Annotated in this window: 19 protein-coding genes and 1 pseudogene; 16 read left to right on the top strand and 4 right to left on the bottom strand. The window is 46.0% G+C overall.

From position 1 onward, the window contains the following. Window positions 1-9 precede the first annotated feature (9 nt). Both IDAT_RS08470 and IDAT_RS08465 read left to right on the top strand, forming a co-directional pair. Window positions 10-444, top strand: a complete 435-nt coding sequence (locus tag IDAT_RS08470; protein WP_006956244.1) for a YybH family protein — start codon at window positions 10-12, stop codon at window positions 442-444. 21 nt (window positions 445-465) lie between these two features. Further along, complete coding sequence (locus IDAT_RS08465) at window positions 466-1,776, top strand: APC family permease (protein ID WP_034732799.1); 1,311 nt, start codon at window positions 466-468, stop codon at window positions 1,774-1,776. A 26-nt stretch (window positions 1,777-1,802) separates the two neighbouring features. On the opposite strand, the gene IDAT_RS08460 is transcribed toward IDAT_RS08465, so the two are convergent. From IDAT_RS08460 to IDAT_RS08445, 4 genes and pseudogenes are all read right to left on the bottom strand, one after another. Then, window positions 1,803-2,549 carry a MauE/DoxX family redox-associated membrane protein gene (locus tag IDAT_RS08460; RefSeq protein ID WP_034732797.1) on the bottom strand — a complete coding sequence of 249 codons (747 nt, stop codon included), beginning with the start codon at window positions 2,547-2,549 and terminating at the stop codon, window positions 1,803-1,805. Window positions 2,550-2,877: 328 nt separating this feature from the next. Continuing rightward, window positions 2,878-3,942 (bottom strand): annotated as a pseudogene (locus tag IDAT_RS08455) (ISL3-like element ISPpu12 family transposase); the annotation flags it as partial. A gap of 46 nt (window positions 3,943-3,988) precedes the next feature. Continuing rightward, on the bottom strand, window positions 3,989-4,501 hold the full coding sequence (gene lspA / locus IDAT_RS08450; RefSeq protein ID WP_003821921.1) for a signal peptidase II: 513 nt from the start codon (window positions 4,499-4,501) through the stop codon (window positions 3,989-3,991). Window positions 4,502-4,504: 3 nt separating this feature from the next. Beyond that, window positions 4,505-5,401, bottom strand: a complete 897-nt coding sequence (locus tag IDAT_RS08445; RefSeq protein WP_004364974.1) for a cation efflux transmembrane domain-containing protein — start codon at window positions 5,399-5,401, stop codon at window positions 4,505-4,507. A gap of 95 nt (window positions 5,402-5,496) precedes the next feature. On the opposite strand from IDAT_RS08445, the gene cadR reads away from it, so the two are divergent. From cadR to IDAT_RS13570, 14 genes are all read left to right on the top strand, one after another. Continuing rightward, window positions 5,497-5,904, top strand: a complete 408-nt coding sequence (cadR, locus tag IDAT_RS08440) for a Cd(II)/Pb(II)-responsive transcriptional regulator (protein WP_004364961.1) — start codon at window positions 5,497-5,499, stop codon at window positions 5,902-5,904. A 128-nt stretch (window positions 5,905-6,032) separates the two neighbouring features. Continuing rightward, window positions 6,033-6,743: an FAD-binding oxidoreductase gene (locus IDAT_RS08435; RefSeq protein ID WP_280113585.1), complete on the top strand. Its 711-nt coding sequence runs from the start codon at window positions 6,033-6,035 to the stop codon at window positions 6,741-6,743. A 660-nt stretch (window positions 6,744-7,403) separates the two neighbouring features. Further along, window positions 7,404-8,693 carry a TolC family protein gene (locus tag IDAT_RS08430; RefSeq protein ID WP_244441625.1) on the top strand — a complete coding sequence of 430 codons (1,290 nt, stop codon included), beginning with the start codon at window positions 7,404-7,406 and terminating at the stop codon, window positions 8,691-8,693. 1 nt (window position 8,694) lies between these two features. Continuing rightward, window positions 8,695-10,221 carry an efflux RND transporter periplasmic adaptor subunit gene (locus IDAT_RS08425; RefSeq protein ID WP_034732789.1) on the top strand — a complete coding sequence of 509 codons (1,527 nt, stop codon included), beginning with the start codon at window positions 8,695-8,697 and terminating at the stop codon, window positions 10,219-10,221. After that, window positions 10,214-13,336, top strand: a complete 3,123-nt coding sequence (locus IDAT_RS08420; RefSeq protein ID WP_034732788.1) for an efflux RND transporter permease subunit — start codon at window positions 10,214-10,216, stop codon at window positions 13,334-13,336. Before IDAT_RS08425 ends, IDAT_RS08420 begins: the two co-directional genes overlap by 8 nt. Before the next feature lie 567 nt (window positions 13,337-13,903). Continuing rightward, on the top strand, window positions 13,904-14,149 hold the full coding sequence (locus tag IDAT_RS08410; RefSeq protein WP_244441624.1) for a P-II family nitrogen regulator: 246 nt from the start codon (window positions 13,904-13,906) through the stop codon (window positions 14,147-14,149). A gap of 151 nt (window positions 14,150-14,300) precedes the next feature. Then, window positions 14,301-14,672, top strand: a complete 372-nt coding sequence (locus IDAT_RS08405; RefSeq protein WP_034732784.1) for a cation transporter — start codon at window positions 14,301-14,303, stop codon at window positions 14,670-14,672. Window positions 14,673-14,699: 27 nt separating this feature from the next. Further along, window positions 14,700-15,158: a hypothetical protein gene (locus tag IDAT_RS08400; RefSeq protein ID WP_011234470.1), complete on the top strand. Its 459-nt coding sequence runs from the start codon at window positions 14,700-14,702 to the stop codon at window positions 15,156-15,158. A gap of 79 nt (window positions 15,159-15,237) precedes the next feature. Then, window positions 15,238-17,499, top strand: coding sequence for a heavy metal translocating P-type ATPase (locus tag IDAT_RS08395; protein WP_034732781.1), 2,262 nt, complete (start codon window positions 15,238-15,240; stop codon window positions 17,497-17,499). A 37-nt stretch (window positions 17,500-17,536) separates the two neighbouring features. Beyond that, window positions 17,537-17,890: a cupredoxin domain-containing protein gene (locus IDAT_RS08390; RefSeq protein WP_034732779.1), complete on the top strand. Its 354-nt coding sequence runs from the start codon at window positions 17,537-17,539 to the stop codon at window positions 17,888-17,890. Window positions 17,891-18,104: 214 nt separating this feature from the next. After that, on the top strand, window positions 18,105-18,293 hold the full coding sequence (locus tag IDAT_RS13510) for a hypothetical protein (RefSeq protein WP_244441623.1): 189 nt from the start codon (window positions 18,105-18,107) through the stop codon (window positions 18,291-18,293). After that, window positions 18,274-18,546: a hypothetical protein gene (locus tag IDAT_RS13505; RefSeq protein ID WP_244441622.1), complete on the top strand. Its 273-nt coding sequence runs from the start codon at window positions 18,274-18,276 to the stop codon at window positions 18,544-18,546. Before IDAT_RS13510 ends, IDAT_RS13505 begins: the two co-directional genes overlap by 20 nt. 103 nt (window positions 18,547-18,649) lie before the next feature. Continuing rightward, the gene (locus IDAT_RS08380) at window positions 18,650-18,916 is read left to right on the top strand and encodes a DUF5676 family membrane protein (protein WP_034732776.1); all 267 of its coding nucleotides are present in this window, start codon (window positions 18,650-18,652) and stop codon (window positions 18,914-18,916) included. Between the two features lie 45 nt (window positions 18,917-18,961). Then, complete coding sequence (locus tag IDAT_RS13570) at window positions 18,962-19,102, top strand: cupredoxin domain-containing protein (protein ID WP_153849795.1); 141 nt, start codon at window positions 18,962-18,964, stop codon at window positions 19,100-19,102. Window positions 19,103-19,261: the final 159 nt, after the last annotated feature.

Here is a 19,261-nt window from a genome sequence, read left to right as displayed (position 1 = left end):
ATAATAAGAATGAAATTATTCATGAGTGTTTTTATGGTTTCGGTGCTGTTTATTTCAGCGCCTAGTAGTGCCGAGGAAGTATCTGAACCGACAGTTGTGCTTGATAGGTTTCGAACGGCTTTGACTGAAGGTGACACGGAAGTCGTTAAAGATGTGCTTTCCAATGATGTGTTTATCTTTGAAGGTGGTGGTGTTGAACGATCCTTGGCCGAGTACAGTGCTCATCACCTTAAGTCAGATATTAAGTTTAGCCAGGCGGTTCCTTCACAGTTGCTTGAAAGGACAGTACAAGAAGCCGATGGCCTTGCTGTGATCACTTCTCGGTATAGCGTTTCCGGGGAGTATAACGGGCGTGAGGTTGATTTAACGATGAATGAAACCGTAACCGTATCAAATACGACTGAGTCTGGCTGGAAAATTATCCGGATCCATTGGTCCAACTGAGTTCAATCACAGGAGCTGATTATGGCAGAACACGATCATGAACACGGACATCAGGATTATCAGAAAAGCAGCCTGAGTCTTTGGGGGGCGGTGTCGCTGGGGACTGGTGTGATGATTGGCGCTGGTATTTTTGCACTGACCGGACAAGTTGCTCAGCTGGCAAGAGAGTGGTTTGTCCTGGCGTTTGTGTGCGGCGGTATCATTGCCGGCTTTAGCGCTTACTCTTACGTTAAGTTGGCGAAAGCCTATCCGTCAGCGGGCGGTATTGCGATGTTCCTCAGTAAAGCTTATGGAAAAGGAAGTGTGACGGCGATATTCGCACTCTTGATGTACTTTTCTATGGTGATTAATGAAAGTTTAGTCGCTCGGACATTTGCGTCTTATACCAGCCAGTTAATTTCTTTTGAAGCGCAGTGGCTTATCCCTTTGTTGGCGGTGGGTTTGCTGGTCTTTGCGTTTTTTATCAATATTTTGAGTAATCAGTTTATTCAAACGTTCTCGTTTTTTATGGCCTTTGTTAAGACTTTAGGGTTGGTCATTTTAGCGGCTGGTGGTTTGTGGGCCTCAGGCATTCAGTTTGAATCGATATCGGCTATTCCAGAAGAAGCTACGGGTGGCGGTATTTTAGCGGGGATTGCTTTAAGCATACTTGCGTACAAAGGGTTTACAACAATAACCAATAGTGGCGGTGAAATTGTTGAGCCTAAGAGAAATGTCGGGCGTGCCATTATTATTTCGCTGATTATCTGCGCGTTAATATACGTTCTGGTCACTCTGGCGGTTGGCTCGAGCCTGTCCATAGATGAGATTGTGAAAGCGAAAGACTACGCGCTTGCTGAAGCAGCCAGACCCGTCTACGGTGAAACTGGACTCTGGGTGACGGTTGCGTTTGCAATTGTAGCAACGGTATCAGGAGTGATTGCCAGCGCGTTTGCCGTTTCAAGAATGTTAGCCATGTTGACCAATATGAAGCTTGTTCCACACAGTCATTTTGGCATGCCAGGTTCCATTCAGAAGCATACGCTGGTTTACACCATTGTTATGGCTATGATCTTAGCGGCATTCTTCGATTTGAGTCGAATTGCGTCACTAGGCGCTATTTTTTATATCGTGATGGACATTGCGATCCACTGGGGCGTATTACGGCATCTAAGGCAAAAGGTGAATGCCAATATTTACATACTTGTCAGCGCAATCACGCTAGACGTCATCGTTTTAGTCGCTTTTATATGGGTGAAATGGACGAGCGATCCGCTGGTGATTTGGGCGTCTCTCATCGGTATGGTATTGATTGCCGCTGGTGAGATTTTGTTTTTACGTAAAAAGCGTTAAGAAAAAGAGCGCTATGCGCTCTTTTTCTAGTTCATTGTAAAAAACATCCAGACAGCCATAGCGACCATCATGAGGTTTTCAGTGAGCGAAATGAAGCCTAACGGCACATTACTGGAGCCACCGACACAGGCACATTTTAGCTCGCGTTTGTCGACATAAACGGCTTTAAACACCGATATAGAGCCTACGATGCCGATGAATAATGCGACGGGTATGGATATGACATGGGCGAATTCGGCTGCCATTAACAGACCCGCCAAGCCTTCGGCATAGGGATAAATACGGCCATAAGGCACCCATTTTTTGGCGAGAAGATCGTAATTGAGAAACATGGTAGAGAATTTCTCTACGTCCTGGAGTTTGAGCAAGGCCAGAACCACCATAGAGAAACTGATGAACCACTCGATGGTTTGTACGGTAAATACGCGACCAAAAGACAACCACGACGTGGCTACAGAGAGGAGTGCCGTCATAATAAATAATGCAATAACGGGCCGGTAACTGGTTGCGTCAGGGTCAGGAAGAGGCTTTCCAAGAAAGGCTCGAACCTCCTCGTACCCACCGATACGTTTATCACCAATAAACACTTGTGGAGTGGTATCGACGTCGTGCTTTTTCTTGAATTTGTCGGTTTCTTCTCGGCTTTCCAACAGGTTGTCGTCCACATCGTAACCGTTGGCTTTAAGTAAGTGCCTGGTTTTTAAACCAAAAGGGCATTGGTGGTCAGGTGTCGACATTCTGTAAAGCGTGGCTTTTTGAGTTGATTGACTCATAGTGACGTCTCCTTACTTAAAAATGGTACATCTATATACGCATTATAGTCGCTGGAGGATTAGCATCTCTAATTGTGAGATTAAAAATTCATAAAAATTGAAAATATATTTTAAATTTTGAAAAACTGGACAACTTTTTTTGATGGCTTTTTAACCGTTTATAAGAGCTGATTTTAAAAGAGTTAGGATATTTAAGGGGGGTAAAAGTTGAATATACAAGCTCTACAAGCGCTGCTATTAAAGAGCTTTGTATACAACTTTAGTTTTTTTGGGTATACGGATTTAATGGTTGATGGGGCACCTTCACCCCATCAATCTGATACCACCCTCAGATGGTTGATAGATCGACTCCGTAGTTGAGTTCCTCTGCGAAGTCCGGCAGTCCGTAACCGATGGTTTTCTTGTAGAAAGGAGAGACCTTCGCAGTCGGTGCCTTCTTCTTGTGCTTCGTGGTGTAGAGCATTCGTGCCCGCATCACCTCGAAGGAGTAACCGCGCCCTTCACGGTTCTTGTCCTTGGCCAGTCGGTTGATGGACTCCGTGTAAGCGTTGGTGACGGGCATGTCCGTCTCGAAGTAGGTCATGGTCTCTTCGCGCCAGTTTTCCACTGCCCTGACCAAATCGCTCCAGACTTCCTTTTGGCCCTTCGGGATGGTGGCTATCCACTCGTCCAGGGCGGCTTCTGCCTGGAGCCGTGTGGTGGCGTCCCAGATGCCGTAGAAGCGCTCCTTGTGCTCGTAGGCGGCCAGCAGTTGCGGGAACGCGCCTGTCCAGGTCTCCATGATGAGGCGCTCCCGGTCTGAGACTTCGTGAGCGCGTTTCAGCAGGATTTTCCGGTCTCCCTTGAGAGTCCGGCTCTGGGACGGTTTCAGCTCCTTTCTGAGGCCCTTGCGCACTCTCTCTAGGGCATCGTTGGCCATGCGAACCACATGGAACTTATCGACCACGATACGGGCCTGGGGCAGCACAGCCTTGACCGCTGCCCGGTAGGGGTTCCACATGTCCATGCTGACGATCTCGACCTTCTGCCGGTCTTTCAGCTTCATCAGGTAGTTGGTCACCACGTCCTGGCGGCGGGTGGCCAGAAGGTCGAGCAGGGTTCGCTCCTCAATGTTGGTCAGAATGCAGCGGTAGCGCTTGTTCAGGTATAGCTCGTCAATGCCCAGGATGCGGGGCGTCTCGAAGCGGTGCCAGCGCCCCAGGAACTCGGCGCGGGCGTTGAAGATGTCGCGCACCGTCTTCTCGTCCAGGCCGGTCTGTGCCGCCACAAAGGTGTAGGGGTGGTTGAAGGATTCCTTCTCCACGTACTCATGCAGCCTCAGTGTCATACGGAATCCGTCCACCATCTCCGGTAGCTGGGGCCTGAATGTTGTCTTGCAGGCCCGGCAGGTGAAGGATGTTGTCGGGAAGTTCGGTCATGGTGTTGTATAGGCGTAGGTGTCAGTCAGATCCATCCGACTCGGCATTGGTGTTTGCTTTTTTACCCAACAAGCTGCTGGAAACGAAAAGTAAGGCACCGAGGACAATTGCAATATCAGCCAGGTTGAAGGCCGGCCAATGCCAGTCTCGCCAATAGAAATCAAAGGAATCCACAACATAGCCGCGAAAGACCCGGTCAATCAGGTTGCCCATGGCGCCACCGAGGATAAGACTGTAAGCGATGGCTTCTCCTTTATGACGATTTTCAAGGATCAGCTTGATCAGAAAAATCGAGACCACTACCGCGATTCCGATAAAAAAGTAGCGCTGCCAGCCTCCACCATTCGCAAAAAGACTGAATGCGGCACCGGTGTTCCATAGGTGCACCCAGTTAAAGAACGGGGTCACCGAAACATACTCGCCATAGGCCATTGATTGCTGCACCAGCCACTTTACAGCCTGATCAGACGCTGCCAGCAGGCCCGATATGGACAATAGGGCATACGGCGAGAGCTTTTTGCCAATAATGAGCATTACTTAACCCTTCAACGCCAAAATGCGTCTGGCACCGTTAAGTACAATGCCCCCCGCGATGGTGCCGATAATCAGATCCGGATAATTGGAACCGGTCCACGCGACCAGGGCGCCGGCGGTGATGACCCCCAGGTTGATCACCACGTCGTTGGCCGAGAATATCCAGCTTGCCTTCATGTGCGCCCCGCCTTCCCGATGTTTGGATATGAGCAGCAGACAACTGGTATTGGCAATCAATGCGACGAATGCGATAGCCATCATCACCAGCGATTCAGGCTCACTACCGAATACAAAGCGTCTCACCACCTCTACGAGCACGCCCACAGCCAAGATCAGTTGCAGTACACCAGCAAGATGCGCGGCACGTACCTGCATTTTCACGCTATGTCCAACCGCATAAAGGGCAAGCCCGTACACCGCCGCATCGGCAAAATTGTCCAGGGATTCTCCAATCAGGCCGGTGGACCGGGCGATCAGACCGGCAGTCATTTCCACCACGAACAGAAGTGCATTGATGCCGAGCAACCAGCGCAGGGTCCCGGATTCTTGCTTAGCAGAAGCTGCCGAAAACTCGGCGGCCTTGATGGTCTCTGGATTTGCAGCGACGGTTTCCTGAAGCGAGGCGCCTAGCCCCAAGGTCTTCAGTTTCGAGGTGACGGGCTCGACCTCGCCGTCATGCACGACCTTCAGCCGGCGGTTCGACAAGTCGAAGGACAGCGCCCGAATCTCCTCAAAGCCGTTCAGGGCTAGGCGAATCATTCGTTCTTCTGATGGACAGTCCATCTTCGGCACGGCATAAACACTGACCCATCTCCCTGGCGCCTCGGAGGAGGCCTGTATATCGGTATCCGCTGCGGACGTTGCATCTCCGCCACAGGCGCCACCACAGGATTTGCTCATGATACGACTCCACTTGAACAATGTTGTGGTACCATTTTAAACTATAAAGCTACTATAAGGTCAATAGAGTAAAGAATCCGTTGGGGAGGAGGCTGATGCGCATTGGTCAGTTGGCGCAGTTGGTAGGGGTCGAAACACAGACGATCCGCTTCTATGAACAGCAGGGCTTGTTGCCGCCGCCTGATCGGCAGGACAACGGTTACCGTGTCTATACCGAGAAGCATGGTGAGGGGCTGGCCTTCATCCGTCGCTGCAGAATCCTGGGCCTGTCACTGGCTGAGATTCACGAACTACAGAGCTATCAGGACGACCCTCATCAGCCTTGTACCGCCGTCAACGCCTTGCTCGATGATCACATCTCTCATGTGCGGTCGCAGATAACCGCTCTGCAAGCGCTTGAGAAACAACTCGTTTCACTGAGAGCGAGTTGCAACGATGACCGGGAAGTTGAGGCGTGTGGGGTTCTTGCTGGAATTAGCGAAGGAAACATGCACCAGCAGTAGGTGAAGCATCAACCAGATAATCCGATGAGATGCCGGTCTGTCTCACTCTCATGCAAAGGTAAGATCAACCATTTAATCCGCTTACCCCAAATTATGAAGTAAAGTTACATAATGAGGGGGTTAGTGATATAGCTTTAACACTCGATTCAAAGCGTCAACTGACTCCATCCATTATGGAGCTTACCTTTGTGAGTTCAGAGCCCGTTAATTATGAAGCCGGGCAGTTTATGCAGTTTCGTATTCCACACTTAAACGAAATATTGTCACGACATTACTCTGTTGCTACGCGGCCTCACCCGACTCGATTTGTGTTTAACATAAGGCAGCTGCCATCGCCAAGCGAAGGGGTACCGCCGGGGGTGGGATCAAATTACTTATGTAATTTAAAAGCTGGCGCTCGTGTCGATGCCGTTGGGCCATTTGGAGACTTCCAACTGGCAAAGCAAAACTCTCATACACAAGTCTTCATCGGGGGCGGCGCGGGTATTGCACCGTTGAGAGCGTTAATACAAAGTGAATTAGCAGCAGGCTCTCCTCGTCGCTGTATCTTTTTTTACGGCGCACGATATGAAAAAGAGCTCTGTTATAGGGATGAGTTCGAAAGAGATGAGCGGTTAAATTATATACCGGTACTTTCAGAGGTTGCTAAATCAGATGAGTGGGCCGGGCACACTGGCTTTGTGCACGAAACCGCAATGAAATGGTTGGCAGATGAAAACAAAAACACATTGGACGTTTACGTGTGTGGTCCTCCACCAATGCTGAAAGCAACGTTAAAGTCTCTTGCTGACTTTGGCGTTCCGCGAGAACAAGTAAGGTTCGATGACTTTGGTATTTAGAGCTTGAAAGCGCCTGAGTTAGCAATAAATCTGGGTGGTGATGTAGAAGTCGTATCACCATCTGGGTTGACTACCTCGTTATGGGTACTTCCTTTAATTGATTGATCTTTATCAGCCAAAAGAGATACAATGCAAGCATGTTTTTATAGTGAAGCTTCGCATGTATCGTTTAATCATTGTCCTACTGCTATTAGCAGTAACAACAATGTCATTTTCACAAACTATTAGTACGGAAAAGGCATGTATGCACGATCCTACTGAGCAAGTTTGCGATCTTGCAGATTGCGAAGTGTCACATTCTCTTACCGATAACTGTTGCTCTGATTCAATGATGCGTCATTGTTACAGCCCGTCAATTACTGTCGTTTATTCTGAGCAATCCACCGTTCCGCCTATTGAGAAGCTGGTTTTTAACGCTTCCTCATTCTTAGATACGAATATTAAAGAAAAGCACTCTCTCTCGCTATTTCGGCCCCCAATCTACTCTTAAAAAGTACTAAATTTCTCGCTCCTGGCGCGTTTATCGTCCAGGTAAAAGCACAGCTATAAGCTTTGGTTCGGTCATTGTCGTTACGACGTCGTTCGTCGTCCTCGTTACGGTCCGACTCATAACTTGGTCTGTGTTTAATTTAAAAATTCACAGTTTTTGAGAGTAACAATATGAAACTTTTAAGAAGAATGGCTTATTTAAGTGTTCTGACTGTAGTGGTGCCAAATGTCGTTAATGCACAAGAGCCGCTTTTGAATTTGCAAGAAGCAGTGAGTATCGCTGTACAAGAAGATCCTTGGTTAACGGCAAGTAAGCAAACCCAAGAAGCATTCGCGAGTGAAGCAATAGCCTCTTCCAGTTTGCCTGACCCTCAAATATCGCTCACGGCTGCCAGTTTCCCGGTTGACAGTTTTAGTTCAAGACAGGAAGGAATGACCCAGTTAGTCGTCGGTGTTTCACAAACATTTCCCAGAGGAGACACATTATCGTTGTCTCGTAAGCAGAAAAACCAATTAGCTCAAAAACAACCGTTTTTAAGAGCGGATCGTATTGCAAAGGTCAAAACAACGGTCACGAAGTTGTGGTTAGATGTTTTTTTCTCTCAGCAAAGTATTCGCTTGATTGAATCGGATAGAGCGCTTTTTGAACAGTTAGTGTCGACGGCTAAGGCGAGTTATACCAGTACCGAGGGAAAAGCACGGCAGCAAGATGTTATTAGAGCCCAACTTGAGCTTACACGCCTGGATGATAGGTTGACGTCACTGCGACAAAAAGAGGAGCAACTTCAAAGCGAATTGTCGGAATGGATAGGTGTTATAGCGAAATCAAGGTTACCGGATGACCTTCCGAGTCTTACGCTGAAGAAGACATTGCTATCACCTTCGACAATACCGAATCAAGCCTTGTACGAATTGATAAAAGAACACCCGGTTTTGCAAGCGACCGATCAAGACATTTTGGCGTCGGAGACGTCTGTCGAGCTCGCTCAGCAAGGTTATAAACCGCAATGGTCAGCCAATCTGAAATATGGCCATAGAAACGACGATCCAAGCGGCAATGACCGTGCCGACTTGTTTTCAGCCGGAGTTACGTTCGATATACCACTGTTTACTGATAACAAGCAGGATGAACAGGTGCGTTCGGCAAAGTATAAAACTGAAGCAAAAAGAACTGAAAAACTGCTGATTGCCAGACAGTTAATAGCCAATTTACGCAATACCTTTGTACAACTGAATCGTTTGAATGAACGCGCTGCTCTTTATCGTGAAGAGCTACTTCCACAAATGTCCGCCCAGTCTGAAGCTGCATTGACAGCTTACAACAATGATGATGGCGACTTTGCAGAGGCGGTGCGTTCACAGATTGCTGAAGTCAACGCAAAAATTGATGCATTAGCAATCGCCATCAACCGCCAAAAATTGATTGCCGAAGCAAACTACTTATTACTTTCAGGAGTGTAAAATGAAAACAGTCACCAAATCTCTTATAAGTTTAGCTGTAGGCTTTGCAGTTGGCGCTGGCGCTATTGGCTATGTAATGCAATCGACTGAAGTGTCTGATCGTTCATCGGGCAATGCAGAAAAAGAGCCGTTATATTGGGTGGCTCCGATGGATCCCAATTATCGTCGAGACAAACCAGGAAAGTCTCCAATGGGGATGGACCTTATTCCTTACTATGGCGATGATGCAGAAGAGAGTTCACCTGGTACGGTGAGAATTGATCCCGACGTTATTAATAACCTTGGGGTTACAACTGCAACCGTCACGTCCTCGAGACTCAACCTAGATATCGAAACAGTTGGCTATGTTCAGTTTGATGAGGACCGAGTATTAACAGTAAGTCCTCGTGTTGAAGGCTGGATTGAGAAGCTTTTCGTAAAAGCGGTTGGTAACTCGGTTAAAGCCGGCGAGCCTTTATACAGTATTTACTCTCCTGAAATGGTTAATGCGCAAGAGGAGCTTGTATTGGCCTCGCAAAGAGGTAATCAGGTGCTAATTGATGCCGCTGAAGAACGCTTAAGAGCTCTGCAAGTCTCTGAATCTGAGATTAAGAAGTTAAAAGAAACTCGTAAAATTCAGAAAACAATCACGGTAAAAGCAAAGCAGTCCGGGGTATTGGATAGACTGACTGTGCGTGAAGGTGCGTTTGTAACGCCGAGTATGAATTTAATGACCATTGCTCAACTGGATAAAATTTGGGTTATTGCAGAAGTCTTTGAGCGGCAATTGAACCAGGTTGAGGTCGGCAATGACGTTCAAATGAACCTTGAGTATGCTCCAGGTAAAGAGTGGCAAGGAAAGGTTGATTATGTCTATCCGTCACTTAACCCTAAAACTCGGACGGGACAAGTTCGAATTCACTTCGACAACCCAGATGGTTTTTTAAAACCGGGCATGTTTGCGAATCTTAACATTAAGGCTGGTTTAGGCGACAAAAACTTAATCATCCCTAAAGAAGCGCTTATCCGAATGGGTGATTCGAACCGAGTTGTCCTGGCACTGGGTGATGGGAAATTTAAATCAGTTAATGTTGATGTTGGGCGGTTAGGGAGCTCGCGAGTTGAAATTTTATCGGGTCTCATGGCAGGTGATGACATCGTTACTTCAGCTCAGTTTTTGATTGATTCTGAGTCCAGTAAGTCCTCTGACTTTAAGCGCATGCAACATGACACGCATGTTGATAACGAGAGCCATGGCAGCATGTCAAGTGACACAGCAGCTCAAGCTGTCTGGGTTGAAGCAACCGTTAAAAATGTTATGCCTCAGCACTCGATGGTTACGCTGGAGCACGGTGAGATTTCTGAATGGGACTGGCCTGCAATGACGATGGACTTCGATGTTGCTTCGGATGTTGAACTTTCTCAGCTTAGCACGGGGTTATCCTTGCATGCGGAAATAACGCAAGTCGGGAAGCAACAGTACCAGCTCACATCGATTCATATTCCTGAGCAAAAACAAGTGACAGAGCAGGAGCATAACCATGATTAAGTCAGTCATTCGATGGTCAGTGAGTAACCGTTTTTTCGTTCTTCTGGCGACATTAATCCTCGTGGGTGTTGGTGCTTTTGCGGTTAAGAATACGCCCGTAGACGCACTGCCGGACTTGTCGGATGTCCAGGTGATCATTAAAACCAGCTATCCGGGTCAAGCGCCGCAGGTGGTAGAAGATCAAGTAACCTATCCATTAACAACCGCTATGCTGTCTGTCCCCGGCGCTAAAACCGTCCGTGGATATTCGTTTTTCAGCGACTCCTATGTGTATATCATTTTTGACGAAGATACAGACGCTTACTGGGCGCGTTCGCGAGTACTGGAATATTTGTCTCAGGTTGCTCCGAAACTGCCTTCTAATGCAAGACCGCAATTAGGCCCTGATGCAACAGGGGTTGGTTGGGTGTATTTGTATGCCTTGGTTGATCGCACGGGTAACCACAATTTGAGTGAGTTACGCAGTATGCAGGATTGGTTTTTAAAGTATGAACTGCAAACGGTCGAGGGGGTTTCGGAAGTTGCCGCCCTCGGCGGGATGGTAAAGCAGTACCAGGTGAAAGTGGATCCGGAGAAGCTGCGCGCATTCAATATTCCTCTTGCTCACATACAAAATGCTATCCAGCGAGGCAATCGGGAAGTGGGGGCGTCGGTGGTTGAAATGGCGGAAGCTGAGTATATGGTCCGGGCCTCAGGCTATATTGATAGTGTGTCAGACTTAGAGAGTATCCCGCTTGGCGTTGATGAAAATGGCACGCCATTATTGCTTAAAGACGTTGCTGATGTGGGTGTGGGCCCCCAAATGAGACGCGGTATCGCCGAACTCAACGGTGAGGGAGAAACCGTGGGTGGTATTGTGGTAATGCGTTTCGGAGAAAATGCCCAAAAAACGATTGAGGGCGTTAAACAAAAGTTGGAAGAATTAAAGTCTGGGCTACCAGAAGGTGTCGATATAGTCACTGTCTATGATCGTTCGGGGCTTATCTCGGATGCCGTGGAAAGTCTCTGGAAAAGTGTAATAGAAGAACTCGCTATTGTCGCGTTTATCTGTGTGATATTTCTCTTCCATGTCCGCTCCTCGCTGGTTGCCGTTATCAGCTTGCCTTTGGGTATTTTAACCGCGTTTATTGTCATGTATTGGCAAGGAATTAACGCGAATATTATGTCACTTGGAGGGATCGCAATCGCTATTGGCGCTATGCTCGATGGTGCCATCGTCATGATTGAAAATATGCATAAGCATATGGAAAAAACGCCACTGACAGCAGAGAACCGCTGGCGGGTGGTTGCCGACTCTGCTTCAGAGGTGGGCCCTGCTCTTTTCTTTAGCTTGCTCATTATTACCGTCAGCTTTATGCCGGTATTTACCTTAGAAGCCCAGGAAGGGCGGATGTTTTCTCCGCTTGCTTTCACGAAAACTTACGCAATGGCAGCCAGTGCAGCCTTAGCGGTTACCGTTATCCCCGTGTTGATGGGATATTTTATCAGAGGAAAGGTAACACCTGAGGGGAAAAACCCGCTTAATCGGTTATTGATCGCCGGGTATAAACCGCTTTTAAAAGGCATTTTGAAATACCCCAAGACAGCAGTTGTCGGAGCGCTTGTTATCCTGGCCGTTGGTGTCTGGCCGATTGACAAAATTGGTAGTGAATTTATTCCAGATTTGGATGAGGGCGATTTGATGTATATGCCCACTACCTATCCCGGATTATCAATTGGTAAAGCAAGGGAGCTGTTGCAGCAAACCGACAAGCTCATAAAAACAGTACCAGAAGTGAAGACGGTTTTTGGCAAAATTGGCCGAGCGGATACCGCAACTGACCCGGCACCCCTAACGATGGTTGAAACCTTTATTCAACTGAAACCGAAAGATCAGTGGCGAGACGGGATGACCACTGAGAAGCTGAAAAAAGAACTGGATGCGCTTGTAAAGTTTCCGGGGCTGACCAATGCGTGGGTATACCCCATTAAAACTCGCATTGATATGTTATCGACAGGTATAAAAACGCCGGTAGGTATAAAAGTTGCCGGAGCTGATCTTAATGAAATTCAGAAGATCGGTCAGCAGCTTGAAGCAATACTTGAAGATGTCGATGGTACGGCTTCTGTTTATTCAGAACGTGTGGCAGGTGGGCGCTATGTCAAAGTTGACATAAAAAGAGAGCAAGCTGCACGTTACGGTTTGAACATTGAGGATGTTCAACAGGTTGTTGCCACGGCTATTGGTGGAATGAATGTTTCAGAGACCATTGAAGGGCTTGAACGTTACCCAATAAACTTGCGCTACCCTCAAGATTACCGTGATTCGCCGGAAGAATTAAAGAAGCTACCTTTAGTTACGCCAAACGGGCAGCGTATTAGTTTGGCGGATGTGGCTGATGTCTACGTTGAACTTGGACCGCCGGCAATTAAAAGCGAAAACGCAAGACTTAATGGCTGGACTTTTGTCGACATTGAGGGCGTTGATATCGGCACTTATGTTGAAAAAGCAATGAAGGTTGTAGAACAAGAACTCGAGTTGCCAGCAGGGTATTCAGTTACCTGGTCCGGGCAGTACGAATATATGGAAAGGGCAAAGGAAAAACTGACTTATGTGATTCCGTTAACGCTCGCGATTATTATCGTTCTTTTATATATGAACTTTCGAAACGTTACAGAAATAGCCATTATATTGGGAACTTTGCCTCTCGCATTGGTGGGGTCAATCTGGCTAATGTATCTTTTAGATTATAATTTCTCAGTTGCTGTAGCGGTTGGTTTTATAGCTCTAGCAGGTGTCACTGTAGAAATAGGAATACTAATGCTGACTTACCTAAACCAGTCCTATAATGAATATGAAAAAAGTCAGTTAGAGCATGGTAAAGCATTAACGAAAGAGGGTCTCTCTCTTGCTGTAATGGAAGGGGCAGGACTTCGTGTTCGCCCCGTCATGATGACGGCCGTTTCTACAATTGCTGGTTTATTGCCTATAATGTTTAGTACAGGGACTGGGGCTGAGGTGGTTAGTAGAATAGCCGCGCCAATGGTTGGAGGAATGATCAGCGCTGTTATCTTAACCTTGCTCGTATTACCTGCTGTTTACTATTTGTGGCGAAAGAAAGACGTTAAGGTTTGATGATACCTTACTCTGTAAATATCACCTGCGCACCTTTGATCTCGATCAATGATGTGCAGGTGGTAGTATGCTAATTTATAGCATGGCAATAGGAGCGCACATATGTTTCAAGCAAAATTTTTAGTTGTGCTTATGTTAGGAATAGTGATACAGCTATCCTTCCCAGCCGCTCCTGCTTATAACAATGCTTCCAATGTACAGCACGAAAAAAGTGTTAGCCATATGGATGTTAGCAACGAAAGCAAAGATAACTTTCATTGCGATGAAAGTGAGCAATCTATCATTGACGACTGCTATTGCTGCGTAGTTGATAAATGCTCTATGGATGAAGAGTGTAACTCTGCGAACTCACCTCTAGTATTTATTCAATTCGACACTTCGATAAACTCTCCTAGCAACTTGCCACATCCCGTGTCTTATAAAGGTGATGTGAAGCAAATACTCTTCGATATTTACTACCCTCCGAAATAGCACTACTAAATTACAACTCTAGATTTTCTCGAAATTTAAGTAACTAGACTAAACACAGTCCATAAGCTATATGTTTTAGGGCTTTTAGGGGGGTATATGAACCTATCTAAAATTACCTCTATTTTTGATCAACTTCGACAAGACTCAGTGGAAGAGGCTCTCATCGGCCGTGGCGTTAGCGGCTTTACGCTGTTTCCTGTGCGAGGACGGGGTTACTACTTCGATAGCTATAACGATGATCACTTAGTTGATCACGTACAGCTTGAAGTTTATGTGAACAGTGATGATGCGCGTGATGTTGCCCTCTTGGTAGTTGAAGCGGCCCATACTTGGGGTATCTAACGAGGGATTATTTTCTATCTCGCCAATCGATGAATTGTTCTGGGTTCACGATAAACGAGCAGCCACTAATAAAGAGCTTTCGTTACAAAGTTAACACCGAGCAAATGTTGCCTGAAACGTATTGGTAGTTTTAATTAACAGGACAGTATTGATGTCAAATAACGATCATAGAGCCGGAGTGCGGGAAATTAACTTAGTCAATCGCACATTAAAGCTAAACACTGAGAGTGTGAAAAAAGTTCGCGAAGCGATTAACGAAATCGATAGCTTGGTTGGTCTCGATAGCGTTGCCTATGACTCTGAGCGTAACTTGTTATTGGTAGCTTATGATGCCTCTAAAGTGGATCTCAATGTTATAGAGGAAAAGCTCAGGAAGTTTGGTGTTGAAATAAATAGTGGGTGGTGGACTCATCTGAAAGAAGAGTACTACAAGTTTATTGACCAAAATATTAAAGATAATTCGGAACATACACCGTGGAGTTGTCACAGAAGTCCGCCAGTTAACAAAAGCAAACGAAAGTAACGATTAATTATAGGTAAGGAGTAAAAAATGCAAATAGAAACAATCAAAGATGTGCTGAGTTGGACCGTTGATTTCCACAAAAACCTGAAGGAGTGTGTTACTCACTGCTCTAAACAAAACCAAGATGAACGAGCTCGGATGATTCTAAACTACGTGTCGGGTCATGAGGCTAGCTTAGAGCGAATGGTCGAAGGTTTTTTGAGTACAGCAAACCGAAATGCATTAGACACTTGGTGTTATGACTATATTGGGAAACATCCCATCGTTGAGCATGGACACTGTGATTCGCCTTTTAAAGAGTTAGATACTGATCACATTATGGAGAACATTGTAAACCATCATGAGCAAGTCATTGAGTTGTATGAACACCTATATTCCCGTGTTGATATAGACAGCGCAAAAGAGCTGTTAGAAACAGTAAAAAACGTTGAAGAAAATGAAATTAAACGAATGGTGCAAACTGCGAACCGATTTTCGGATATGTAGTGAGTGACGGTTTTATCGTTGGTACTTTACGGGAAATAGCTGTTGCTTGGCTTTTTTCCCATCAATAAGGAGCACTGGTATGGGTGTGAAAACTGAGGACGTTCGTAGTCGTTCCATTGAGGAACTCATTATCGAGGGAGCCGGTTGCGCGAGTTGTGTTGGCAAAATCGAGAGTGCACTAAAGTCTGTATCCGGTGTGGAAAATGCAGAGATGAACTTTGCGCAGCGAACAGTCAGTGTGACAGGAACAGCAAGTCCGAGCGCTTTAGTGAAAGCGGTAGAGAAGGTGGGGTATAGCGCTAAAGTAGCCACTTCCCAAAGTGGCGATGATGCGTTGGCAGAAAAAGAGCAAGCCGACTGGGCTTATTATAAGCGACTGATGCGTGAGATGACCGTCGCGCTGTCGTTAGGTGTACCCCTAATGATTTATAGCCTTTTTGGTGGTGAAATGACGGTGACCACTACCTCAGAACGTGTGACATGGTTAGTCGTAGGTATTCTAACGTTAGGTGTACTTTATTTCTCTGGCAAACATTTCTTTGTTGGTGCCTGGCAGTCCCTGAAAAATCATTCCGCTAATATGGATACGCTGATCGCGCTTGGTACTGGTACAGCCTGGTTGTATTCCATGGTGGTTGTAATCGTTCCACACCTAGTTCCGGAAATGGCGCGTCACGTTTACTTTGAAGCGACTGCGATGATTATCGGTTTGATCAATCTGGGGTTGGCACTTGAACTGAAAGCTCGTGGGCGCACGTCCGAAGCCATAAAACGTCTCATTGGTTTGCAAGCCAAAACAGCTAGGGTGATTCGTGACGATAAACAATTGGATATCGCCATCGAAGACGTACTCGAGGAGGACGTAGTACGTGTTCGTCCCGGAGAAAAAATCCCTGTTGATGGAAAAGTTATAGAGGGAAGTACCACCGTTGATGAATCTATGCTAACGGGTGAACCCATGCCCGTGGAAAAATCAGTTGGTGATGACGTTGTGGCGGGCACGATAAATAAAAGTGGTTCCTTTTTGTTTCAAGCGACAAGAGTCGGAAAAGATACAGCACTTGCTCAAATTATTAACATGGTGAAACGGGCGCAAAACTCTAAGCCCCCAATCGGTCGTCTTGCCGATATTATTTCAGCTTACTTTGTGCCAGTCGTTATGATTATCGCTGTTATCAGTGCTCTAGCTTGGCTTAACTTTGGGCCTGAGCCGGCACTGGCCTTTGCTGTGGTATCAGCGACCACTGTCTTGATTATTGCTTGCCCTTGCGCATTAGGCCTGGCGACGCCTATGTCGGTAATGGTGGGTGTAGGAAAAGCCGCAGAGGCAGGTGTGCTGATTCGCAATGGCGAAGCATTGCAAACAGCGTCGAAAGTATCGGCTATGATCCTGGATAAAACGGGCACCATTACACTTGGTTCTCCTAAAGTCACCGACGTATTAGTAGCGAGTGAGTACGATGAGCAAACAGTACTGCAACTTGCAGCCACACTTGAGTCTGGCTCTGAACATCCGCTGGCACAGGCGATAGTTGAATCAGCTCGGGAAAGAGGAATTGAAACAACTAAAGTCTCAAACTTCAATGCGATTGCTGGCCATGGCGTGGAGGCTAAAGTAGACGGGAAGTCCCTCCTTTTCGGTAATGAAAAGCTGTTGCGTGAACGTCAAGTTGAGCTCGGTAACTTTGTTGAAAAAGCCCAAGGCTTAGCTGCTGAAGCTAAGACGCCTATGTACTTTGCCGTTGATAATGAGTTAGCTGCAATTATTGCAGTTGCCGACCCGATAAAAGACGACTCCGTAGCCGCCATTAAACGTTTGCAAGATAACGGTGTGCGAGTAGTGATGCTTACTGGTGATAATCGCGCGACAGCAGAAGCAGTTGCTGAAAAAGTAGGAATTAAAGAATTTTTCGCTGAAGTTCTGCCGGAAGAAAAATCAAAAAAGGTTCAGGAGCTGCAGATGGAAGGCGAAATTGTTGGTATGACGGGAGACGGTATTAATGATGCGCCAGCGCTAGCTATTGCCAATGTAGGCTTCGCTATTGGCACTGGGACGGACGTTGCTATTGAAAGTGCCGATATTACATTGATGCGTGGGTCGTTACATGGGCTTGCCGATGCGATCGCGGTGAGCAAGGCCACGCTGCGCAATATTAAGCAAAACTTATTTGGTGCTTTTATTTACAACGTAGCGGGTATTCCTTTTGCCGCAGGCGTTCTGTACCCGTTTTTGGGAATGCTATTGAGCCCGGTTATTGCTGGTGCAGCAATGGCTTTTTCTTCTCTTACGGTAGTGAGTAACGCTAACCGGTTACGCTTTTTCAAAGCCAAGAAACATTAACGCACCTTCTAACACTGACGCATTCAGGAGAATAAACATGTTATTCATTAATATTGCTGGTATCACTTTGATCGCGCTGATCGTCTGGTGGTTTTGGCTTTACAAGCCCCAGCAGCTGAAGCTGGGAGAAGGTGATTTGGTGATTGCCGTCGAAAACGGTATCTACTCGCCTTCGAGAATAAAAATACCTGAAGGTAAACCGGTTGAACTTAAGTTCCTGCGGAAGGATCAATCGCCTTGTTCTGAAACTTTGCTCATTCCCAAGCTAGAAATAAGTGAAACGTTGCCTTCTAACAAATTAAAGCAAATTCAAATACCAGCGCTGGAACCCGGAGAGTACGACTTTCATTGCCAGATGCAAATGTATCGGGGAAAGCTAGTTGTCGGTTAAATGGCTTAAAACGTCCAGGTCACAATATGAGCTTTAAAAGTTTCCCGTTAGATTCGATGAAATTCAATTTCATCGAAGGCATTGAAGGATTCGGCAATAAATATCGCCGTTATATGAGGTCTACGTCAGCGTGGGCTCCAAGATTTAACGATAGTGAAACAAAGTAAAATTAATGAGACCAATACAATTTGGTCATAGTCAAGAGGGTAATAAAATGAAAAAAGTACTTTCAGCTTTAACTATCACAGCTTTAATGGCCTCTCCTGTCTTTGCTGAAAAACAGCACAAGCATGGTGATGATGAAGCAAATGAAATCAGCGAGATGATGAGCCATGAAAAAATGATGTCGATGCATGAACATATGCAAAAAAATGCGCGAAGTTATGAAAAAAGTAAAAGGTGAGCCTGATCCCGAGAAACGTAAAAAATTAATGCAAGAACATATGAAGTCAATGCAGACGGGAATGAAAATGATGAACCATGGGATGGACAAAGAGATGAGCGAGGGAAAGCACAAAAAGGGAAACAAAGCAGAGCAAACGGGCAAAGAAAATATGATGAATAAAATGAAAATGATGGAGCATAGAATGGATATGATGCAAATGATGATGGAGCAGATGATGGAACATCAGAGTGAAGAAAAAAAGGAAATGTAGTAGAGATTAAGTTCTCCGTTGGAAATGCCGCTACTTGCAGTGTGCAAGTAGCGGTACTTTTTCAATATATCTAATTTACAACGGTATTTTTAAGGAGGAAGTTATGAAACTTAATGCAAAGAAATTTGGCTTAGCAGCTGGCGGTGCTTTCGCAGTTTTATGGGGAGTTTGTAGCTTGCTAGTGCTTATTATGCCCTCTAGCATGATGGCTTTAACAGAAGGCATGGTTCACGGAAAACTCTCTGGTTTCGAGTGGCATGTGAGTTTTAGTGGATTTGTTACGGGATTATTCGGGTGGTCCTTGGGAGCTATGATTACTGGCTGGCTAATTGTAACGTTATATAATAAACAAATGAAAACGGCTAAATGAGATTGTTGTCAAACTGGAAGCCTTTAAATCTGTTGCTCTGAAACTTTGCTTATTCCTGATCTGGGGATCAGCGATACTTTACCGACCAATAAGTTAAAGTTGATCGAATTGCCAGTATTAAAGACCGGAGAATACGATTTTCATTGTCAGATGCAAAGGTATCTAGGAAAACTTATTGTCAAATAAGTGAGACAAATAAGAGCTAATATGAATGAGAAAAAAGTGCTTATAACAACTATTATCACTCCTGAACTAGCTTAACCTATCACCAACCAGCAGCTAAATCCGAAATATTGGTAACTGTCCAGTGAAGTTAAGCTAGGTTATCTCACCCAGCGCAGCAAG

This window comes from Pseudidiomarina atlantica (assembly GCF_000753735.1).
Lineage (GTDB): Bacteria > Pseudomonadota > Gammaproteobacteria > Enterobacterales > Alteromonadaceae > Pseudidiomarina > Pseudidiomarina atlantica.
This window is presented reverse-complemented; position numbering and strand designations above follow the sequence as displayed.

What these genes read in the sequence shown, in the direction of transcription:
- IDAT_RS08405 (WP_034732784.1), top strand. Translation starts at nt 14,301, where the DNA reads ATGTCAAATAACGATCATAGAGCCGGAGTGCGGGAAATTAACTTAGTC.
- IDAT_RS08380 (WP_034732776.1), top strand. Translation starts at nt 18,650, where the DNA reads ATGAAACTTAATGCAAAGAAATTTGGCTTAGCAGCTGGCGGTGCTTTC.
- IDAT_RS08425 (WP_034732789.1), top strand. Translation starts at nt 8,695, where the DNA reads ATGAAAACAGTCACCAAATCTCTTATAAGTTTAGCTGTAGGCTTTGCA.
- cadR (WP_004364961.1), top strand. Translation starts at nt 5,497, where the DNA reads ATGCGCATTGGTCAGTTGGCGCAGTTGGTAGGGGTCGAAACACAGACG.
- IDAT_RS08445 (WP_004364974.1), bottom strand. Translation starts at nt 5,401, where the DNA reads ATGAGCAAATCCTGTGGTGGCGCCTGTGGCGGAGATGCAACGTCCGCA.
- IDAT_RS08460 (WP_034732797.1), bottom strand. Translation starts at nt 2,549, where the DNA reads ATGAGTCAATCAACTCAAAAAGCCACGCTTTACAGAATGTCGACACCT.
- IDAT_RS08470 (WP_006956244.1), top strand. Translation starts at nt 10, where the DNA reads ATGAAATTATTCATGAGTGTTTTTATGGTTTCGGTGCTGTTTATTTCA.
- IDAT_RS08465 (WP_034732799.1), top strand. Translation starts at nt 466, where the DNA reads ATGGCAGAACACGATCATGAACACGGACATCAGGATTATCAGAAAAGC.
- IDAT_RS08420 (WP_034732788.1), top strand. Translation starts at nt 10,214, where the DNA reads ATGATTAAGTCAGTCATTCGATGGTCAGTGAGTAACCGTTTTTTCGTT.
- IDAT_RS08395 (WP_034732781.1), top strand. Translation starts at nt 15,238, where the DNA reads ATGGGTGTGAAAACTGAGGACGTTCGTAGTCGTTCCATTGAGGAACTC.
- IDAT_RS13510 (WP_244441623.1), top strand. Translation starts at nt 18,105, where the DNA reads ATGAAAAAAGTACTTTCAGCTTTAACTATCACAGCTTTAATGGCCTCT.
- IDAT_RS08410 (WP_244441624.1), top strand. Translation starts at nt 13,904, where the DNA reads ATGAACCTATCTAAAATTACCTCTATTTTTGATCAACTTCGACAAGAC.
- IDAT_RS13505 (WP_244441622.1), top strand. Translation starts at nt 18,274, where the DNA reads ATGAAAAAAGTAAAAGGTGAGCCTGATCCCGAGAAACGTAAAAAATTA.
- lspA (WP_003821921.1), bottom strand. Translation starts at nt 4,501, where the DNA reads ATGCTCATTATTGGCAAAAAGCTCTCGCCGTATGCCCTATTGTCCATA.
- IDAT_RS08400 (WP_011234470.1), top strand. Translation starts at nt 14,700, where the DNA reads ATGCAAATAGAAACAATCAAAGATGTGCTGAGTTGGACCGTTGATTTC.
- IDAT_RS08430 (WP_244441625.1), top strand. Translation starts at nt 7,404, where the DNA reads ATGAAACTTTTAAGAAGAATGGCTTATTTAAGTGTTCTGACTGTAGTG.
- IDAT_RS08390 (WP_034732779.1), top strand. Translation starts at nt 17,537, where the DNA reads ATGTTATTCATTAATATTGCTGGTATCACTTTGATCGCGCTGATCGTC.